Annotated in this window: 17 protein-coding genes; 10 read left to right on the top strand and 7 right to left on the bottom strand. The window is 70.4% G+C overall.

Annotated elements, in window-relative coordinates; all coding sequences use genetic code 11:
• Positions 1-11 precede the first annotated feature (11 nt).
• Entirely contained in the window at positions 12-470 is a 459-nt protein-coding gene (locus OOK40_RS31575) for a nuclear transport factor 2 family protein (RefSeq protein ID WP_266488400.1), read from the bottom strand.
• Between the two features lie 128 nt (positions 471-598).
• Here OOK40_RS31575 and OOK40_RS31570 point away from each other — a divergent pair, with 128 nt between their 5' ends.
• Complete coding sequence (locus tag OOK40_RS31570) at positions 599-1,222, top strand: flavin reductase family protein (protein WP_266488396.1); 624 nt, start codon at positions 599-601, stop codon at positions 1,220-1,222.
• A gap of 171 nt (positions 1,223-1,393) precedes the next feature.
• On the opposite strand, the gene OOK40_RS31565 is transcribed toward OOK40_RS31570, so the two are convergent.
• From OOK40_RS31565 to OOK40_RS31550, 4 genes are all read right to left on the bottom strand, one after another.
• Positions 1,394-2,551, bottom strand: a complete 1,158-nt coding sequence (locus OOK40_RS31565; RefSeq protein WP_266488395.1) for a methyltransferase — start codon at positions 2,549-2,551, stop codon at positions 1,394-1,396.
• 64 nt (positions 2,552-2,615) lie between these two features.
• Entirely contained in the window at positions 2,616-2,789 is a 174-nt protein-coding gene (locus OOK40_RS31560; RefSeq protein WP_266488392.1) for a hypothetical protein, read from the bottom strand.
• A gap of 53 nt (positions 2,790-2,842) precedes the next feature.
• Entirely contained in the window at positions 2,843-3,718 is an 876-nt protein-coding gene (locus OOK40_RS31555) for an undecaprenyl-diphosphate phosphatase (RefSeq protein WP_266488390.1), read from the bottom strand.
• A gap of 317 nt (positions 3,719-4,035) precedes the next feature.
• Complete coding sequence (locus tag OOK40_RS31550) at positions 4,036-4,740, bottom strand: TVP38/TMEM64 family protein (protein WP_266488387.1); 705 nt, start codon at positions 4,738-4,740, stop codon at positions 4,036-4,038.
• Between the two features lie 49 nt (positions 4,741-4,789).
• Between OOK40_RS31550 and OOK40_RS31545 the strand changes: the two genes are divergently transcribed.
• The 4 genes from OOK40_RS31545 (at position 4,790) to OOK40_RS31530 (ending at position 9,279) form a co-directional block, all read left to right on the top strand.
• Positions 4,790-5,500, top strand: coding sequence for a DNA alkylation repair protein (locus OOK40_RS31545; protein ID WP_266488385.1), 711 nt, complete (start codon positions 4,790-4,792; stop codon positions 5,498-5,500).
• 313 nt (positions 5,501-5,813) lie between these two features.
• Positions 5,814-6,983: an elongation factor Tu gene (gene tuf, locus OOK40_RS31540; RefSeq protein WP_266488382.1), complete on the top strand. Its 1,170-nt coding sequence runs from the start codon at positions 5,814-5,816 to the stop codon at positions 6,981-6,983.
• A gap of 603 nt (positions 6,984-7,586) precedes the next feature.
• Positions 7,587-8,429, top strand: a complete 843-nt coding sequence (locus tag OOK40_RS31535) for a patatin-like phospholipase family protein (protein WP_266488380.1) — start codon at positions 7,587-7,589, stop codon at positions 8,427-8,429.
• Positions 8,430-8,433: 4 nt separating this feature from the next.
• Positions 8,434-9,279, top strand: a complete 846-nt coding sequence (locus OOK40_RS31530; protein ID WP_266488379.1) for a spermidine synthase — start codon at positions 8,434-8,436, stop codon at positions 9,277-9,279.
• A gap of 115 nt (positions 9,280-9,394) precedes the next feature.
• Here the strand turns inward: OOK40_RS31530 and OOK40_RS31525 are convergent, their stop codons facing one another.
• Positions 9,395-10,417, bottom strand: a complete 1,023-nt coding sequence (locus OOK40_RS31525; protein WP_266488377.1) for a hypothetical protein — start codon at positions 10,415-10,417, stop codon at positions 9,395-9,397.
• Between the two features lie 110 nt (positions 10,418-10,527).
• Between OOK40_RS31525 and OOK40_RS31520 the strand changes: the two genes are divergently transcribed.
• The 3 genes from OOK40_RS31520 to OOK40_RS31510 all read left to right on the top strand — a co-directional run bounded on the left by OOK40_RS31520 (position 10,528) and on the right by OOK40_RS31510 (position 12,328).
• Complete coding sequence (locus OOK40_RS31520) at positions 10,528-10,965, top strand: DUF4442 domain-containing protein (RefSeq protein WP_266488546.1); 438 nt, start codon at positions 10,528-10,530, stop codon at positions 10,963-10,965.
• A 123-nt stretch (positions 10,966-11,088) separates the two neighbouring features.
• The gene (locus OOK40_RS31515) at positions 11,089-11,736 is read left to right on the top strand and encodes a DedA family protein (RefSeq protein ID WP_266488374.1); all 648 of its coding nucleotides are present in this window, start codon (positions 11,089-11,091) and stop codon (positions 11,734-11,736) included.
• 55 nt (positions 11,737-11,791) lie between these two features.
• Complete coding sequence (locus OOK40_RS31510; RefSeq protein ID WP_266488373.1) at positions 11,792-12,328, top strand: gamma carbonic anhydrase family protein; 537 nt, start codon at positions 11,792-11,794, stop codon at positions 12,326-12,328.
• Between the two features lie 41 nt (positions 12,329-12,369).
• Here the strand turns inward: OOK40_RS31510 and OOK40_RS31505 are convergent, their stop codons facing one another.
• A complete protein-coding gene (locus OOK40_RS31505; RefSeq protein WP_266488372.1) occupies positions 12,370-12,849 on the bottom strand; it encodes an ATP-binding protein in 480 nt (159 codons plus the stop codon).
• 109 nt (positions 12,850-12,958) lie between these two features.
• On the opposite strand from OOK40_RS31505, the gene OOK40_RS31500 reads away from it, so the two are divergent.
• A complete protein-coding gene (locus OOK40_RS31500) occupies positions 12,959-15,805 on the top strand; it encodes a LuxR family transcriptional regulator (protein ID WP_266488371.1) in 2,847 nt (948 codons plus the stop codon).
• A gap of 411 nt (positions 15,806-16,216) precedes the next feature.
• Positions 16,217-17,677, top strand: a complete 1,461-nt coding sequence (locus OOK40_RS31495; protein WP_266488369.1) for a recombinase family protein — start codon at positions 16,217-16,219, stop codon at positions 17,675-17,677.
• Positions 17,678-17,774: the final 97 nt, after the last annotated feature.

Raw genomic sequence — 17,774 nt, 5'->3', positions numbered from 1 at the left:
GCCCAGGTCGGTCAGGCGCCGCCGGGGGCGTCCGGAGCCCGCCTCCACTTCTCGTGGATCACCACCGTGCGCAGCCGCCAGCCCGCGTCCGTACGCAGCAGGCCGAAGGTGTACCGGCCGCCGGAGACGAAGTCGTCCCCCGACTCCAGACGCATCGGGTTCACATAGTCGGCCTGCAGCTCGGCCCGGTCGCCCGGATAGCCGCCCAGGTCCTGGATGTGCAGCCGCCGGTTGACGATGAGGTGCTGGCGTACCGGAAAGAGACGCATCGTCTCCGCCAGCCAGTCGGCGACCTCGGCGGCCGGACCCTCGATCCCGCCCGAGCTGCGGTAGTCCGCGCGCCCCTCGGGGGTGAACAGGGCGCGGTAGGCGTCCCAGTCGCCGTCGTCCACCGCCACCGCATAACTGGTGATCAATTCATCGATGGTCAGCCGGTCCATCACGGTCGCGAGATCCACGCGCTGCGTCATCGGGTCAGTTTCGGGCAGTAAGGGCCCAAGGCCAAGAGCTGTGCACGCCAGTCACCTGCTCTTCACCCGCTCTTGTTCAGCAAACGGTCGATCTGCGCCAGTTCGGCGTCAGGCGCCATACTTCCCCCATGCGCATCGACTACGACCCGGCCCAGTGCGACCGCGACAGCTTCTACCGGCTGCTGACCGCCACCGTCGTCCCGAGGCCCATCGCCTGGGTCTCGACAACATCGGCCGACGGCACGGACAATCTCGCCCCGCACTCGTTCTTCACGATCTCGTGCGTGGCTCCGCCCGTCGTGCAGTTCACCTCGGTCGGCCGCAAGGACTCGCTGCGCAACATCGAGGACACCGGGGCTTTCGTGGTCAACTTCGCACCCGAGCCGCTCTTCGAGCAGATCAACGCCACCGCCACCGATTTTCCGCGTGGCATCAGCGAGTTCGACGCGGTGGGCATCGCCCGCGAGACGAGCCTGCGCGTGAAGCCTCCGCGCGTCGCGGCCTCCCCGGTGGCCCTCGAATGCGAACTGCACAGCACCGTACGACTCGGCGACTCGACGGTCGTCTTCGGCCGCGTCGTCCATGCCGTCGTCAGCAAGGAAGTGATGGCCGGCGGGCACCCCGAGGTGACGAAGCTGGCGCCGCTCACCCGGCTCGGCAAGGACGAATGGGGCACGCTCGGAGGCGTACGCGAGATCTCCCGTGTTCCCTACGCCGAGTGGCAGGACGGCGCCGACGGCCTGGGCCGCTGAGCCCGGCGGTTAGGTCCTGTCCGGCCGATCTTGCCGGGCTCGCGTGCCCTGGCACGGCACCTCGCCGCGTTGTCGTCAGTCGCCTACGCTCCGCGTGGGCTCCATCCTCCGCCTTGCGATGCACCGCACCAGACCCCGCTCACTGATCCGGCCTGATCGACCGGACAGGACCTACTTCCTGACGGCCCGCAGCACCACGAACTTCGGGTCGCCGGCGACGACTTCGCAGTTCCCGAAGAGGCGGCGCAGTCTCAGGTGATAGCCGAGGTGGCGGTTTCCGACGACCCAGAGCTCGCCCCCGGGCCGCAGGGCACGGCGCGACTCGCCGAACATCCGGCGGGCGGCCGTGTCCGTCGTCGCCCGGTGCGAGTGGAACGGCGGATTGTTCAGCACCAGATCGACGGACGCGTCCGGCACACCCGACAGACCGTCGCCCACCAGGAACTCCGCCTTCGTGTCCGACGGGACGTTCTCGCGGTACGTCGCCTCGGCCGAGGCGACCGCCGAGAACGACTCGTCGATGAAGGTCACCGAGGCCGCCGGATTGGCCAGCGCGGCCGCCGCGCCCACCACGCCGTTGCCGCAGCCCAGGTCGACGACCCGCTCCGGACCGTGCCGCTCCGGCAGGCTCCGCAGAAAGAAACGGGTGCCGATGTCGAGGCGCTCGGCGCAGAAGATGCCCGCGTGATTGGTGACGGTCCGGCCCGCGAGCACGCCCACGTCGTCGGGCAGCGCATAGCGCAGCGGCCAGGGGCTCGGGGTGCGGGCGAGTCTGGGGTCGGGCGTACAGAAGATGAGCCGCGCCTTCTTCACCGCGAGCGAGGTCCTGGTCGGACCGAGGATCCGCTCGAACAGCTTCAGCGTCGAGGTGTGGATCTCGCTGACCATCCCGGCGCCCACGACGACCGTGTCCGCGTGCACGGCGGGCGCGAGGCGGTGCAGCTGGTCCTCCAGCAGCGCGAGGCTCTTGGGCACCCGGATCAGCAGTACGTCGATACGCTCCGGCGGCAGGTCCCTGACCGACTGGAGGCGTACCGCGTCCACGTCGATGCCGTTGCGGGCCAGATTCGCCCGGGTCGCTTCCTGGCCGAGGAAGGAGTCCGTGATCTGTACGGGCCGGTGGGCTGCGAGCGAGGTGGCGAGGGCGCCCCAGCGGTCCCCGACGACGGCCGGCGTGCCGGTCAGATCCGTGGGCGCGGCGTCGTCGATCCCCTTGAGCTGCCCCAGAAGGTACTCGTCGGCGGCGTCCCAGGCGCGGAGCGTGTCGCGGGGGTCCTCGGGGAAGCGGGCGAGCTCGAAGCCGCCCCATGACGTGGTCAAACGATTCATTGTGGCACTCAGGCTAGCCGAGCCCGCGATCACGCCGAGCGCTCCCGGCCTGCCCGCCCCGCGCTCAGGCGGCGTGCTGCACGTCCCCGAGCGCGGCCGCGGCCCACTCCACCACCAGTGCCTCGTACTCCGGGCGCCGGTCGTCGGGCAGCTCGCCGTCCGCCCACAGCTCTCGGATCCGGGCATTGAGCTCGGCGGCGGACAACGCGGTTTCTGACTCGCGGGACAAGGGGGACATGCAGACAGGCTAAGGCCTGGGTACGACAGCCGTCAGTCCCGCGTCAACGCGCCTCAGCCGCCCGACTCACCCGCGTGGGGGCTCAGCGCATCCGTTCCGACCAGGATGAACAGCAGGATTCCCAGCAGAATGCGGTAGATCACGAAGGGCATGAAGCTCTTCGTAGTGATGAACTTCATGAACCAGGCGATCACCGCGTAGCCCACGGCGAAGGCGATGATCGTCGCGAAGAAGGTCTGCGGCCAGTCCACATGCCCGCCCTCGCTCGCGTCCTTCAGCTCGAAGGCGCCCGAGGCCAGCACTGCCGGGATGGCCAGCAGGAACGAGTAGCGAGCCGCCGCCTCACGCGTATAGCCCATCAGCAGACCGCCGCTGATGGTCGCGCCCGAGCGTGAGACGCCCGGAATCAGGGCCATCGCCTGGCAGGCACCGTAGATCAGACCGTCCTTGACACCCAGCTCCTGCAGCGTCTTGCGCTGCTTGATGGCCCGGTGCTTGCCGCCCTGCTCGTCACGGGCGGCGAGACGGTCGGCGATGCCGAGGACTATGCCCATCACGATCAGGGTCGTGGCGATCAGCCGCAGATCCCGGAACGGGCCCTCGATCTGGTCCTTGAACGTGACGCCGAGCACACCGATCGGAATCGAACCCACGATGACCAGCCAGCCCATCTGGGCGTCGTGGTCACTGCGCAGCTCCTTGTTCGTCAGGGAACGGAACCAGGCGGAGACGATGCGTGCGATGTCCTTGCGGAAGTAGATGAGGACGGCCGTCTCGGTGCCGATCTGGGTGATCGCGGTGAAGGCGGCGCCCGGGTCCTCCCAGCCGGCGAATGCGGCGGTGAGCCGCAGATGCGCGCTGGAGGAGATCGGCAGGAACTCGGTCAGTCCCTGGACGAGCCCGAGGATGAATGATTCGAACCAAGACATCGAAAACTACGCCACCCAAGAAATGATCACGGTCTGACGGCGCGTAGCGTTCCCGATCATGCGCCAGGTCTCAGGAAGCCTAGCGTCCCCCGATCGGCGGGAATCTCGCAGCCCCTGTGAGCGCCCGCGCCGGGCGCCCGCCCCCTCGCGGGGCGGGCCGGACGGCGCCCATGGAGCCGCATGCCACCGTCCCCCGCTCAACGCCCGGACGCGGCCCACGCCTTGGTGCGCAGGCCCGGGGTGCGCTCCACTCCTCCCACGCCAACTGGGCAGTGGTGGCGAGCAGATGAGGCAGCGGGGCGCCCTGGGCCCCTGGTCTAACGCCCCCGCAGCCGGTGCCGCTTGCACCAGGCGACCCAGGCCGCGGCCAGCCCCGTCACCACGATGAAGCCCATCGCGATCAGGAACGCCGGGGACGTCGGCGAGCCCGCCCGGCTGCCCGCGACCACATACGCCGCCGTGTTCGGGATCGAGCCGATCGCCGTCGCCAGCAGAAAAGGGACATAGCGCATACGGGAGACGGCGGCGCAGTAGTTCGCCGCGGCGAAGGGCACGCCGGGGAAGAGCCGCACAGACAGCATCGAGCGGAAGCCGTGCCTGCTCAGCTGGGCGTCGGCCGCCTTCAGCCAACGCCCCCGCAGCAGTGGCCGCAGCGCGTCCTGCCCGAGCAGTCGCCCCAGCGTGAACGAGATACCCGCACCCAGCACCGTCCCGGCGAGCGCCGAGACGAACCCGGCCTGCGAGCCGAAGAGCGCGCCCGCCGCCAGATTGAGCAGCGGGCGCGGCACGAAGGCCGCGGTGCACGCCCCGTACGCGACGCCGAACAGCACCACCGCGGCAGCCCCGCTCAGTTGCGGCGGCCAGCCCGCGGAGAGCATCCGCTGCGGCTCGTACAACACCACCGTCACCGCGGCGGCGGCCAGCATCGCCACGAGCAGCGACAGCCGCGACCACGGCGAGAACAGCGCCCTCGTGCAGCGCACGGCGAGGCCCGATGCGGGCCGGGGGACGGGGTCGAGCATCCGGGGAGACTAACCGACAGGGGGATGTGATCGCCGTAATGTGAGCCGCATGACCCCGGTCCACCCGCCCGCCGTCCCGCACAGCGAGCTCGCCGACACCGTCCTTGCGCGCCTCACCGCCATGTACCCGACCGGCGCCGATGCGGTCAGGGCCGAGTCGGCCGCCGCGTACATGAAGGGCATCGCGCCCTTCCTCGGGCTCTATACCGGCGCCCGCCGCGAGCTCTCCCGCACCGTTCTCGACGGCACCGCCGTCCCCGACGAGGCCGACTGCACGGCGATCGCCCTGCGCTGCTGGGAGCTGCCCGAGCGCGAGTACCAGTACTTCGCGGTCGACTATCTGCGCCGCCATGTGAAGCGCTGCTCCTCCGGCTTGCTGCCGGTCGTACGCCATCTCGTCGTCACCGTCTCCTGGTGGGACACCGTCGACGCCCTCGCCTCACATGTCGCCGGACCGCTCGTGAGCGCCGATCCCGGGCTGAAGTCCGTCATGGACAGCTGGATCGAGGACGACGACCTGTGGGTCGCGCGCACCGCGCTGCTCCATCAGCTCGGCTACAAGGACGCGACGGATACGGAACGGCTCTTCGCCTACTGCCTGCGCCGTGCCGACCACCCCGACTTCTTCATCCGCAAGGCGATCGGCTGGTGCCTGCGCGAGTACGCCAAGACAGATGCCGACGCGGTACGCGACTTCGTCGAGCGGCACCGGGACCGGCTCGCGCCGCTGTCCGTACGCGAGGCTCTGAAGAACCTGTGAGCTGCTGAGCTCCCGTACAACATCCGCCCGGCTCCCGCACAACTCCCGCGCGGGGAAAACCATTCGACGCGGCGAAGCGCCCTGAGCGATCATCGTCGACATGTTCCGGTACGCCTTCCTCGCAGCGCCGTCCGCAGTCGCGGACGCGCCGAAGGCTGCCGCATTCCCCGCAGCCGCCGCTGCCGCAGCGCCCCTCGACGGCGCCCGAAGCTGACCCTTCCCGGATCGTCCGGCGGACCCCACAGGGGGAGGGTCGGCAAGGCCCAGGGGTCCCATCACGCTTCGAGTTCCGAGGAAACCGAGGAAAACAGCCATGCCCAAGACGGCATACGTGCGCACCAAGCCGCACCTCAACATCGGCACCATGGGCCACGTCGACCACGGCAAGACCACACTGACCGCCGCCATCACCAAGGTCCTCAGTGAGCGCGGGACCGGCACCTTCGTGCCGTTCGACCGGATCGACCGGGCGCCCGAGGAGGCGCAGCGCGGCATCACTATCAACATCGCGCACGTCGAGTACGAGACCGACACCAGGCATTACGCGCACGTGGACATGCCGGGCCACGCCGACTACGTCAAGAACATGGTCACCGGAGCCGCGCAACTGGACGGGGCGATTCTCGTCGTCTCGGCGCTCGACGGGGTCATGCCGCAGACCGCCGAGCACGTCCTGCTCGCCCGCCAGGTGGGCGTCGACCACATCGTCGTCGCCCTCAACAAGGCGGACGCAAGCGACGACGAGCTCACCGACCTGGTGGAGCTGGAGGTCCGCGAGCTGCTGACGGCCCATGGGTACGGCGGGGATGCCGCGCCGGTGGTACGGGTCTCCGGGCTCAGGGCGCTGGAGGGCGACCCACGCTGGACGGCCGCCGTCGATGCGCTGCTCGACGCCGTCGACACGTATGTGCCGATGCCCGTCAGGTACACGGACGCGCCGTTCCTGCTCCCGGTGGAGAACGTCCTCACCATCACCGGGCGCGGCACGGTCGTCACCGGCGCCGTCGAGCGGGGCACGGTCCGCGTCGGCGACCGCGTCCAGGTCCTCGGCGCGGACACCGGGACGGTCGTCACGGGACTGGAGACCTTCGGCAAGCCGATGGAGTCCGCGGAGGCCGGTGACAACGTCGCCCTGCTGCTGCGCGGCATGGCGCGTGACGCGGTCCGGCGCGGCGATGTGGTCGCGGCGCCCGGCAGCGTCGTGCCGAGTCGGCGCTTCACGGCGCAGGTGTACGTGCTGTCCACCAGGGAGGGCGGCCGTACGACACCGGTCTCCACCGGCTACCGGCCGCAGTTCTACATCCGGACGGCGGACGTCGTCGGCGACATCGACCTCGGCGAGGCGGCGGTCGCCCGGCCCGGCGACACGGTCACGATGACCGTGGAGCTGGGCCGCGACATCCCACTGGAGCCGGGCCTCGGCTTCGCCATCCGCGAGGGCGGCCGCACGGTGGGCGCCGGGACGGTGACGGAACTGGTGTAACTGCGGTGCGCGCCGCGCCGGTTGCGCCGGGCGGCAGGGTTTCGCCGGCTGCCGCGTCCCGCCTCCTGCACCTGCGGGAGGCGGCGCCGATTCGGCGGGTGGTGGCGCGGCGGGGTGCGGTCGGTTTCGCCGCGCGAGTCGGCTCGTGCCGCGCGGCGAAGCCGGCGGCGGGGGTGCGTGGGGGCGTCAGCCCCCGCGTTCCTTCCGGCCGGTATCCCACGCGAGGCGCTGCCTGTTCGCCGCGAAGCTGGCGTCCCCGGGCGGGTGGCTGCGCTTCCCCCACCCGAACCCGCGGGAGGCGGCGCCCGGTTCCGCCGGGGGGTGCGAGGTGCGCCGCGCAGTCGGCGCCTCGGGGGTGGGGCGTCGGCCCCTACGGCCGACTCTTGCACCCTGCGGGAGCGATCGGCTTCGCCGCGGCGCGTGCGAGACGCGCCGTGAAGGTGGCGTCCCCGGGCGGGCGGGCTGCGCTTCCCCCCAACCGCACCCGCGGGAGGCGGTGCCACCATTGCCGCGAAGCCGGCGCACCGGAGGCGTGGGGGCGTCAGCCCCCGCGTCCCAGCCCCGCCGCACCCCGCCGGACGCGGTCGCGCCAGACTGACTCCCATGGCTGACACGGCAGTTGTACTCGGCGCCGGCGGAATCACAGGTGTGGGCTGGGAGATCGGCATCCTCCACGGACTCGCACGCGCCGACGTGGATCTGACCACCGCCGACCTCCTCGTCGGCAGCTCCGCCGGCGCGGTCGTCGCCGCCCAGGTCGCATCCGGCAGGCTGGACCTCGCCGATCTGTACGAGCGCCAGCTCGCCCGGCCCGAGGGCGAGAGCGCCGCCCGGTTCGGTCTTGCGATGACGCTGACGTACGCACGGGCGATCCTCACGTCCCGTACACCCGAGGAGTGCGGACGGAAGCTCGGCAGGATGGCACTCGCCCGCGACAACGGCGACGAGGCGTCCCGCCGCGAGGTGATCGCCCGGCGGCTCCTCTCACACACGTGGCCGGAGCGGCGCCTGCTCGTCACCGCCGTCGACGCGCTCACCGGCGCGTTGAAGACGTACGACAAGGACAGCGGCGTACCGCTCGTGGACGCCGTCGCGGCCAGTTGCGCGGTCCCCGGTGTCTGGCCTCCGGTCACCATCGATGGCCGCAGGTGGATCGACGGGGGAGTGCACACCACGGCCAATGCCCATCTCGCCGCCGGTTACGAGCGGGTGGTCGTCCTCGCGCCCATCGCCTCCGGCACCAAGGCGATCGCCTCGCCCCGCGCCCAGGCCGCACAGCTCGCCGCGGCGGGTGCCCGCGTCGCGGTCATCACCCCGGACGCCGCCGCCAGGAAAGCAATCGGCCGCGGCCGCCTGGACCCGGCACTGCGTGCGCCCGCCGCCCGTGCCGGGCTGGCCCAGGCTGCCGCGCACGTCAAAGCCGTCGGCGCGGTGTGGGCACAATGAGACGGTGAACGAGCAGCTACCCGTCATCCGCGAGGTTGACCGCGGCACCGCCAAGCTGATGCCGGACATCGACCGGGACCGGGCCTGGCTGCTGACGGTGGACGGTGCGCCCCAGTCGTATGTCGACCTGGACGCGCCCACCCACCTGGAGTTCGAGTACGCGCAGCGCCTCGGCCATGTCGTCGACTGCGCCGCGGACGAGGGCGCCCCTCTCGACGTGCTGCATCTGGGCGGCGGGGCGCTGACCCTGCCGCGCTATGTGGCCGCGACCCGGCCGGGCTCGCGCCAGGACGTCGTGGAGGCGGACCGCGGACTGCTGGCGCTGGTCGCCGAGCAGTTGCCGCTGCCCGCGCGATCGGGGATCGAGGTGCACGGCGCCGATGCCCGCGCCTGGGTCGAGGCGGCTCCCGCAGACTCCGTGGACATGCTGATCGGCGATGTCTTCGGCGGCTCGCGGGTACCCGCCCATCTCACCTCGGTCGAGTACGCGCGGGCCGCCGAACGCGTCCTGCGGTCCGGCGGAATCTACGCCGCCAATCTGGCCGACGGCGCGCCCTTCGCCTTCCTGCGCTCCCAACTCGCCACATTCGCCTCGGTGTTCACCGAGCTTGCGCTGATCGCGGAACCCTCGGTACTGCGCGGGCGGCGCTTCGGCAACGCGTTGCTGCTCGCCTCGCAGACTCCCATCGACACGGCGCTCCTGGCCCGCCGCACCTCCGCCGACGCGTTTCCGGCGCGGCTGGAGCACGGCACATCGCTGACCCGGTTCATCGGGGACGCGAGGGTCGTACGGGACGCGGACGCGGTGGCTTCACCCGAGCCGCCCGACGGCGCTTTCAGTATCGGCTGAGCCGGCCGGACAGGGCCGGCCCGAAGCCGACCTCTGCCCCCGCAGTTCAGGCACGTGCCTGAGGTGGCTGAAAAGGTCACCTCGAGACCCGCTGCCGGCCGCATTGCCGAACGGATTACTCGGTGGGCGTTCCCGCCAGCCGGACCGTGCTCAGGATCTGCGCGATGGTCGCGTCCGGGACCTCGTCCTTGACGCCGGTGTTGGCGTACAGGACCCAGCTCGCGAAGTCACCCTTGCTGTTCTTGAAGGTGAAAGCGATCGACTTGCCGTCAGTGCTGCACTTGTTGGTCTTCTTCACGCCGAGCGCGGTGGCCGTGGCGACGCTGCCGGTGAGCCCGGACTTGGTGGTGTACGGCTTGGCCTTGGTGATCTTGACCGTGCCCTTGGGCTCCTTCTGTGCGTAACCCGCCCAGACCCAGTTGCCCGCCTCATTGTAGGCGCCGGTGGCGGTGTCGGTCGCGCCCTTGCCGCCCTTGGTGCCGGTCGTGCTCAGGCCCCACTGCTCGGGCTTGCCGTCCTTGTCGGTGTCGAACGTGCACCACTTGGACTTGTAGTGGGCCGGGGCCGACATGACGACGACGGGCGAGCCGTCGTTCTTCTTCTCGTCCTCGAAGAAGGTGCTCACGCCGGAGCCGGCGACCTCCCAGGTGGGCGGGACGTCGAACTGCGTGCCGCGCTTGGGGTTGGTGACGACCTTCCAGCCCGCGATGAGCGGCTTGGCGTCCTCGCCCCCGCGCGGGTTCTCGGTCGGTGAAGCGGGCGCCGTGCTGGGCTTGTTGGGGGTGGGCGTCTTCGAGGCGCCCACCTTGCTGCCCTCGTCACTGGTGCCCTTGTCGTCGTCCTTGAGCACGATGACGCCGGTGACGACCGTGGCCGCGACGACCGCCGTGGCCGCGACGATCGCGACGATGGTCGTCTTCTTCCTGTCGTCCTGCGGTGGCTGCGGCGCACCGGGCGGCTGGCCGGGTACGGCGTACTGCGGCACCGTCGGCTGCTGGTACGGATTGGGCTGCTGGTAACCCGGTTGCTGGTATCCCGGCTGCTGATAGGGATTCGGCTGTTGGTACCCCGGCTGCTGGTACGGGTTCTGGTCCTGCGGGTTCTGCTCGCCCCCGGGCGGCTGCTGTCCTGGCCACATGGCGAGTAACGATAGAGGTGCGGTGCCACGGGTGCCACGTCCGCCCCCGCCCAGGGGATGGCCAAGACTGCTACTCATGGGTAACATCGCGGTCCATGAGCGCTGATCAGATGTCAGTCGGCGAGATGCTCGCCGCCACGGTCCCCATGGCCCGGACCCTCAACCTGGAGTTTCTGGAGACCACCGCCGAGCGGGCCGTCGTCCGCATGCCGGACCAGAGTGACTTCCACAACCACGTCGGGGGACCGCACGCCGGAGCGATGTTCACGCTCGCCGAGACCGCGAGCGGTGCCATCGTCATCGCGGCCTTCGGCGACCAGATGACCCGTGCCGTACCGCTCGCCGTCAAGGCGGAAATCGGCTACAAGAAACTGGCGATGGGCGTCGTCACCGCGACCGCCACGCTCGGCCGCCCCATCGCCGATGTCGTGGCCGAACTGGACGCGGGGGAGCGCCCGGAGTTCCCCGTCGAGATCGCCATCCAGCGCGCGGACGGCGCGGTGACCGGCGAGATGACGATCGTGTGGACGCTGCGCCCCAACGCCTGAGCACACCGGCCGGGCACACCGCGTGAGCGCACTGCCTGAGCGCCCGAGGTAGGCTGCCCGGCGTGCGCCGACGCGGGCGCACGCCGGGCAGTCCGTGCCCGGTGACCTCGGGAGGAACCGGCGTTGCACGTCCAGGAGTGGCTCGAGACCGTCCCTGCGGTCAGCATCTACCTCCTGGTGGGGGTGGTCATCGGCCTTGAGAGCCTCGGCATTCCTCTGCCGGGTGAGATCGTCCTCGTCAGTTCCGCCCTGCTCGCCTCGCAGCACGGCGAGATCAATCCGTACATCCTCGGCGCCTGCGCCTCGGCCGGCGCGATCATCGGCGACTCGATCGGCTACGCCATCGGGCGCAAGGGCGGCAGACCTCTGCTGGCCTGGCTCGGCGGGAAGTTCCCCAAGCACTTCGGTGAGGCGCAGATCGCCATGGCCGAGCGTTCCTTCGAGAAGTGGGGCATGTGGGCCGTCTTCTTCGGCCGCTTCGTCGCCCTGCTGCGTATCTTCGCCGGGCCGCTCGCGGGCGTGCTGCGCATGCCGTACTGGAAGTTCCTCATCGCCAACGTCTTCGGCGGAATCCTCTGGGCCGGCGGCACGACCGCCGTCATCTACTCCGTAGGTGTCGTCGCCGAGGCATGGCTCAAGCGGTTCTCGTGGCTGGGGCTCGTCCTCGCCGTGCTGATCGGCCTCACGTCGATGCTGGTGCTCAAGAGCCGCGCCAAGAAGGCGGCCGCGCAGGCGAAGGCCGAGCCGGAGCCCGTGCCCGCCGCCGACTGACCAACAATCCGCGAAGGCGCGAAGGACTGACGAGCAGAACCGAGGAGAGACGGCGATGGCAGCAGGTCAGGCACTGATCGCGGAAGTGGGCGGCAAGGAGCCGAGCATCTCGCCCGACGCCTTCACCGCTCCCACGTCCGTCGTGATCGGCGAGGTCACCATGGCTCCGGGCTCCAGCGTCTGGTACCACACGGTGCTGCGCGCGGACTGCGGCCCGATCGTCCTGGGCGCCGACACCAACATCCAGGACAACTGCACGGTCCATGTCGACCCCGGCTTCCCGGTCACCGTCGGCGAGCGCGTCTCCGTCGGCCACAATGCCGTGCTGCACGGCTGCACGGTCGAGGACGACGTACTGGTCGGCATGGGCGCGACCGTCCTCAACGGCGCGCACATCGGCGCCGGTTCGCTGATCGCCGCGCAGGCGCTCGTACCGCAGGGGATGCGAGTACCGCCCGGCTCGCTCGTCTCGGGCGTGCCCGCCAGGGTCAAGCGTGAGCTGACCGAGGAGGAGCGGGAGGGCATCAAGCTCAACGCCTCGATGTATCTGCTTCTGGCCAAGGGGCATCGCGAGGCGACGGAAACCGGCTGAAGCCCCGCCGGGTCCCGTCAGCTCGAAGCGGCCGCAGTCCGCTACACCGGGGGTCCGCCGGAAGAGGCGGGCATGACAATCTCGGCCGCAACCACGCTGCCGGCTTCCAGCCTGCGCGTGGTGGTCCGTGTCGCGAACGCGTCGACGAGCCGGAGACCATGACCGAGGTCGGCGTGGGCGTCCAGCGGCTCCTGCCGCCGTACTGAGCGGTGCTTCCAGCTCCCGCCGTCCCTGACCTCGGTCGTCAGGGTGTTCCCGCGGACCCTGATGGCCACTGCGACCCACGGGCTGCCGCTGTGCAGCACCACATTGCTGACCAGCTCGGTGACGATCACCGCAAGTGCCTCGTGGAAGTCGTCGTGCAGTCGCCACCGCTGCGCGACGGCGCGGGCGAAGTGCCTCAGCGTGCGCGCGGCTTCCGGCGTCGCCGACATCGCACACTGGGCCAGTCCCGAAATTCCGCCATACGGCATCCGGCCGGAAGGCGGACGGTGGGGGGACTCCTCTGCTGATGCGATCACTGTCGGCTCCTTTTGCCCAGGTGGTGCCCGGGCGCTGGGTCTAACCTCGTGGGCAGCGCACAGTCGGCGCAATTGGGGAGACTGAAGTACGGATACCTAAAGAAATGAAATGCCCGGAAATGTCGAGGAGGGTGAGCTGGTGAACACACTCGGTGACGAAGCCTGGGAAAGGTGGCTGAAACAGACCCTCGACCGTCCCACCCGCCAGCCGGCCCTGCTGTTGATCGAAGGAAAAGCAGGAACCGGCAAGAGCCGACTGGTCGACCGGCTGCTCGACGCCTCCGAGACGGGACCACGACCACGCGTCGTTCTGACCTTCACCGCTTCCGGCACCGCACTGGCTCATCACCCGGCCCATCCGCCCCGCCCCGAGACGGGCAACGACCGGACCACCGGGCGCACCCGCATCGAACAGCCCCCGCTGCCGCCGCGGATCTACCCGGACGCCGCCGCGCTGGCCGAGGAACTGGCGCCCCTGCTCGAATCCGGCGGCCCCGTACTGCTGATCGCCGAAGACGTGCACCGCGCCGACCCGGGCACCCAGGACCTGCTGCGGCGGCTGCTCGAACGGCCGCCCGCCGGACTCGCGGCCGTGCTGGTCTACCGGTCCGAGGAGCTGACCGAACCCGGTCTGGTGCTGGGCAGACCCGTGAGCTACCCGGCCCGGCTGTCCCTGCTGCGCATACGACGGGAACCACTGGACGCCGAGGAGGTGCGCCGACTGGTCGAGGAGCGGCTGGGCCCCGAGAGCTGCCCGCCGGAACTGGTCGCCCGCATCCACGAGCGCTCCGCGGGAGTCCCGCAGGTCGTCGTCGACCTGGTGCGCCAGCTGGAGGACGTGTGCGGCCCGAAGGAGCGCTACACCGCACGGGACGTGGACGCAACGGGCACTCCCGTACGGCTGGCCGAACTGGTCCTCGGCCGCATGGCCGCGCTGTCACCGGAGCACCGGGCCGTCCCTCACGCGGCGGCGGTACTGGACGAGCCCGGCAGCGCCGAGGACCTGTACGCGGTCGCCGCGCTGCCCGCCGAGACCGGTCGCGAGGCCCTGATGGCCGCCCTGCGCGGGGCCGTGCTCCAGCAGACCGGCAGTGATGTGTACGGATTCCCCTCTCCGCTCGCCGGCGCGGCCGTCTACGAGGAACTCCCCGGGCCGTTGCGCCGGGACATGCACCGCCGGGCGGCCGCCGTCCTCGCCCGCCGCCACCCCGTGCCGTGGGCCCGGCTCGCCACCCACCGGCACCGCGGCGGCCAGCTGCGCGGCTGGCTGAAGGCAGTCGAGCGGGCGGCACAGCAGTGTGCCGAGGCCGGTGACCACCAGACGGCGATGGACCTGCTGGAACACGCCCTGTCCCACCCCTTGGTCCCGCGCGAGGTGCGTGCCAGGCTCGCGCCGCTGCTGGCGCACAGCGCGGTGCTCGGGCTGCACACCGACCAGACCGTTCAGGTGCTGCGCCAGATCCTCGACGACCAGTCCCTGCCCCCGGCCGTACGCGGTCAGATCAGGCTCGACCTGGGACTCGTCCTGTACAACCAGGCCGGTATGGGCCTGCAGGGCTGGCTCGAACTGGAGCAGGCGGCCGACGAGCTGGCGGAACGCCCGGCCCTCGCGGCACGCGCCATGTCGGCGCTCGCCATGCCGGTGATGTCCGCGGTCCCGCTGGAACGCAATCTGCACTGGCTGGAGAAGGTCCAGAAGATGGCGGCCAGCAGCGACGACCCCGAAGTGCGCACGGCTGTCGCCGCCAACTGCATCGCCGTACAGCTGGAGATCGGGGACCCCACGGCCTGGGACGTGCTGGAGCGGCTGCGCGAGGAGACCGATCATCCCGACCGGCTCCCGCACGTGGCGCGCGGGCTGGTGAACGCAGCGGACGCCTCCCTGTGGCTGGGACATCTGCAGCGCGTGGGGGACCTGCTGGAAGAGGGGCTGGATCTGGCGGCCCGCAGCGGAGCCTCGTACGTCGAACAGGACGGGCGGGGCAGCGTCCTCCTGCTGGACTGGATCAACGGCCGGTGGGAGGGGCTCGCCGGCCGGGCGCGGGCCTTCGTCGCCGAGACGGGCGTCATGCCAGGGCCGGCGGCCGACGCCCGGATCGTCCTCGGCATGCTCGCCCTGGCCCAGGGCGAATGGCAGCAGATGGCGGCCTGGCTGTCGGGCGACGGGCATCCGCTGCCCGTCGGCTCACCGCTGCCGCACGTGGCCGCGGCCGCCGGTGCGCTGGTGCGTACAGCCATCGCCCGCGGCGACATCGACACCGCGGCCTCCGAGGCGGCCGACGCCTGGGACCGACTGCGTGACAAGGGGGTCTGGGTGTGGGCCTCGGAGCTCGCGCCCTGGGCCGTCGAGGCGACCGCACGCGCGGGCCGGGCGCAGCTCGCCTCGGACATGGTCGCCGAATTCGAGGCGGGCCTGAAGGGCAATCTCGTACCGGCGGCCGCCGCAGCACTCCAGTGGTGTCGTGGCGTCCTGCTGGAGACGGCGGGCGAACCGGCCCGGGCGGCGCCCCACTTCCGTGAAGCGGCGGCCATGTACACCGAGATGCCCCGCCCGTACGCGGCTATCCTCACCAACGAAGCCGCCGCGCAGTGCGTGCTGGAGGCGGGCCGGGGCACCGAAGCCGCCGCTGCCGTCGAGGAGCTGGCCCTGTGTGTCCAGCAACTGACCGACCTGGGGGCGGGCTGGGACGCGGCACGCGTACGGGCGACGCTCCGTGCCCATCAGCCCGCCGCCGAGCAGCGCCCCCGCGGGCGCCCGAGCTACGGGGACCAGCTCTCCCCGCGTGAGCAGGAGGTCGTGGACCTGGCCTCCGCGGGGCTCACCAACCGTGAGATCGCCGCTACGCTGCATCTGTCGCCGCGTACCGTCGAGCAGCATGTCTCCCGGGCCCGCCGGAAGCTCGAATCGCAGTCCCGGCAGCAGCTCAGCCGGTCAAGGAACAGCCGCCCGCTCTGATTTATTTGCGTATCCGTAGATCGCGTTCACGGATAGGCGCTCGTCGGTCTGCGGCATAGCTTCCAGGCACCGAAATGCGGAACGCACCGTTGCCGTTTCCCGTCGCGGCAGGCAGAGTGCCCGCTTCGGTGCTGTGCCCGGGATGCCGGACGGCCGGGGCGAGCGCGGGCCACGTCCCCACCGCGGTGGCCGCCTCGTCCAGACAGGGGGGTCCGGCCCCGGGCACGGCCTCTCGTCGCTGACGGGTGATCAATATCCTTGTGTGACGCGGCGTGGGGCGAACATCACAGCGCACGGCCGTGATCAGGCCGGGCGGGCCGACTACCGTGTGCGCGTGCCCCGGAACAGAAACACCCAAATGTTCTGTAGAGGGGTACCCTTGCGGATAAGGGGGCAAGTCAAGGAGCCCTCATGACCACACCCGACGCACTCATGATCACCGCCCGCGAGTACCTCCGGGTGAGCGCAGATCACTCCGGCCGGGAGCGGTCTCCCGAGGAGCAGCACGCCGAAAACCGCACGGCCGCCGCCGCCCGTGGATTCGAACTGGGCGATCCATACCGCGACGTCGGCTCGGCCAGCCGCTACGCCACGAAGACCCGCGAGGGGTACAACCTGCTGGTCCAGGATCTTGAGGCCGACCGCTTCGGTGCCGGGGTCCTGATCCTTTGGGAGAGCAGCCGTCTCAGCAGGGATTCGGCGGAGTGGGGCAAGCTGATAAAGCTTTGCGAGCGGCGCGGGGTGAAGATCTTCATCACCACCCACGGTCATCTCTACGACCCCAGCAACGGCCGCGATCGGCGTTCCATGCAGGAGGACGCCACTGACAGCGAATACGAGAGCTGGAAGATCAGCACTCGCGTGCAGCGGGGCCTGGATGCCAACGTTGCCAAGGGGTGGTTTCACGGTCCCTGCCCCTACGGCTACTTGCGGGACTATGACTGGAGAGGACGGCCGGAGTGTCAGTACCCCGACCCCGAAACTGCCCCGCACGTCGTTGAGTTGTTTGGCCGCATCCTCAAGGGCCATTCACTCAAGGCGATTTCGAAGGACTGGGCGGAGCGCGGGATTGTCTCCCGCAACGGCACCCGGTTCAGCCCGACGACGCTGCGGGTCATGGCGCTCAAGGTCTCGTACGTCGGTTTGCGCAGCCACAACAACAGCGGGACGGTGAAAGGTAGTTGGCCCGCCCTGGTCGACGAATCGGTGTTCTGGAGCGTGCAGCGCATCCTTACTGACCCCAAGCGGAAGACGTCAAGATCGGGCGCCGCGAAGCATGCACTCTCGATGATCATCCGCTGCGATGTCTGCTCCGGGCCCCTGGCCGTGACCTCGGCTAGGAAGCGCGGCAAAGAGGCACCCGCCGCCTACCGGTGCCGCGACGGCGGCCACGTCCGCATCAACCAGGCCGAGACCGACGAACAGGTGATCGGGGCCGTGATCGCGTACCTGAGCCGACCCGGGATCTTCGCCGAGCTGGCCAAGGATGACGGCAACGATGCCCAGCTGGAGAATGTCCGGGGAGAGCTGGCCCACGCCCGCGCCGAACTGGACGCGCTCCACGATGCGGGCGCAAAGAGGACACTGTCGGTGGCTGCTGTGGCTCGACTGGAACCACCCTTGGCGACGGCGGTGACGGAGCTGGAGGAACGGGAGATGGAGCTGTCCACTCCCAGCGTGCTGGTCGGGCTGCTGTCCCCGGAGGAGGACGTGGCGGAGTGGTGGGAAGACGCCGAGGTATCCACCAAGCGGGCTGTGGCGGCTCTCTTGCTGGCACCGGGGCTGCTGGGCGAGGTACGGGTGACGCCTTCCCGGGTCCCGAACCGTGCGACACCAGTGGCGGACCGGTTGGTGTGGAGGCGGGAATCATGACGAATTCGTCATTTGGCGGAGCGGCTCGTATTCCCCACGCGGACACGTACTTTACCGTCCCGTGACTATTACGGCCATGGTGGAATTCGGTCCGATC

The sequence above is a fragment of the Streptomyces sp. NBC_01481 genome (genome assembly GCF_026339995.1).
Taxonomy (GTDB): domain Bacteria; phylum Actinomycetota; class Actinomycetes; order Streptomycetales; family Streptomycetaceae; genus Streptomyces.
The sequence above is the reverse complement of the archived record's forward strand: the minus strand, read 5'-3'. Positions and strand labels throughout refer to the sequence as shown.

Excerpts from the sequence above, each read along its gene's own strand:
- OOK40_RS31575 (WP_266488400.1), bottom strand. The coding sequence starts at position 470 with ATGACGCAGCGCGTGGATCTCGCGACCGTGATGGACCGGCTGACCATC.
- OOK40_RS31570 (WP_266488396.1), top strand. The coding sequence starts at position 599 with ATGCGCATCGACTACGACCCGGCCCAGTGCGACCGCGACAGCTTCTAC.
- OOK40_RS31565 (WP_266488395.1), bottom strand. The coding sequence starts at position 2,551 with ATGAATCGTTTGACCACGTCATGGGGCGGCTTCGAGCTCGCCCGCTTC.
- OOK40_RS31560 (WP_266488392.1), bottom strand. The coding sequence starts at position 2,789 with ATGTCCCCCTTGTCCCGCGAGTCAGAAACCGCGTTGTCCGCCGCCGAG.
- OOK40_RS31555 (WP_266488390.1), bottom strand. The coding sequence starts at position 3,718 with ATGTCTTGGTTCGAATCATTCATCCTCGGGCTCGTCCAGGGACTGACC.
- OOK40_RS31550 (WP_266488387.1), bottom strand. The coding sequence starts at position 4,740 with ATGCTCGACCCCGTCCCCCGGCCCGCATCGGGCCTCGCCGTGCGCTGC.
- OOK40_RS31545 (WP_266488385.1), top strand. The coding sequence starts at position 4,790 with ATGACCCCGGTCCACCCGCCCGCCGTCCCGCACAGCGAGCTCGCCGAC.
- tuf (WP_266488382.1), top strand. The coding sequence starts at position 5,814 with ATGCCCAAGACGGCATACGTGCGCACCAAGCCGCACCTCAACATCGGC.
- OOK40_RS31535 (WP_266488380.1), top strand. The coding sequence starts at position 7,587 with ATGGCTGACACGGCAGTTGTACTCGGCGCCGGCGGAATCACAGGTGTG.
- OOK40_RS31525 (WP_266488377.1), bottom strand. The coding sequence starts at position 10,417 with ATGTGGCCAGGACAGCAGCCGCCCGGGGGCGAGCAGAACCCGCAGGAC.
- OOK40_RS31520 (WP_266488546.1), top strand. The coding sequence starts at position 10,528 with ATGTCAGTCGGCGAGATGCTCGCCGCCACGGTCCCCATGGCCCGGACC.
- OOK40_RS31510 (WP_266488373.1), top strand. The coding sequence starts at position 11,792 with ATGGCAGCAGGTCAGGCACTGATCGCGGAAGTGGGCGGCAAGGAGCCG.
- OOK40_RS31500 (WP_266488371.1), top strand. The coding sequence starts at position 12,959 with ATGCCCGGAAATGTCGAGGAGGGTGAGCTGGTGAACACACTCGGTGAC.
- OOK40_RS31495 (WP_266488369.1), top strand. The coding sequence starts at position 16,217 with ATGACCACACCCGACGCACTCATGATCACCGCCCGCGAGTACCTCCGG.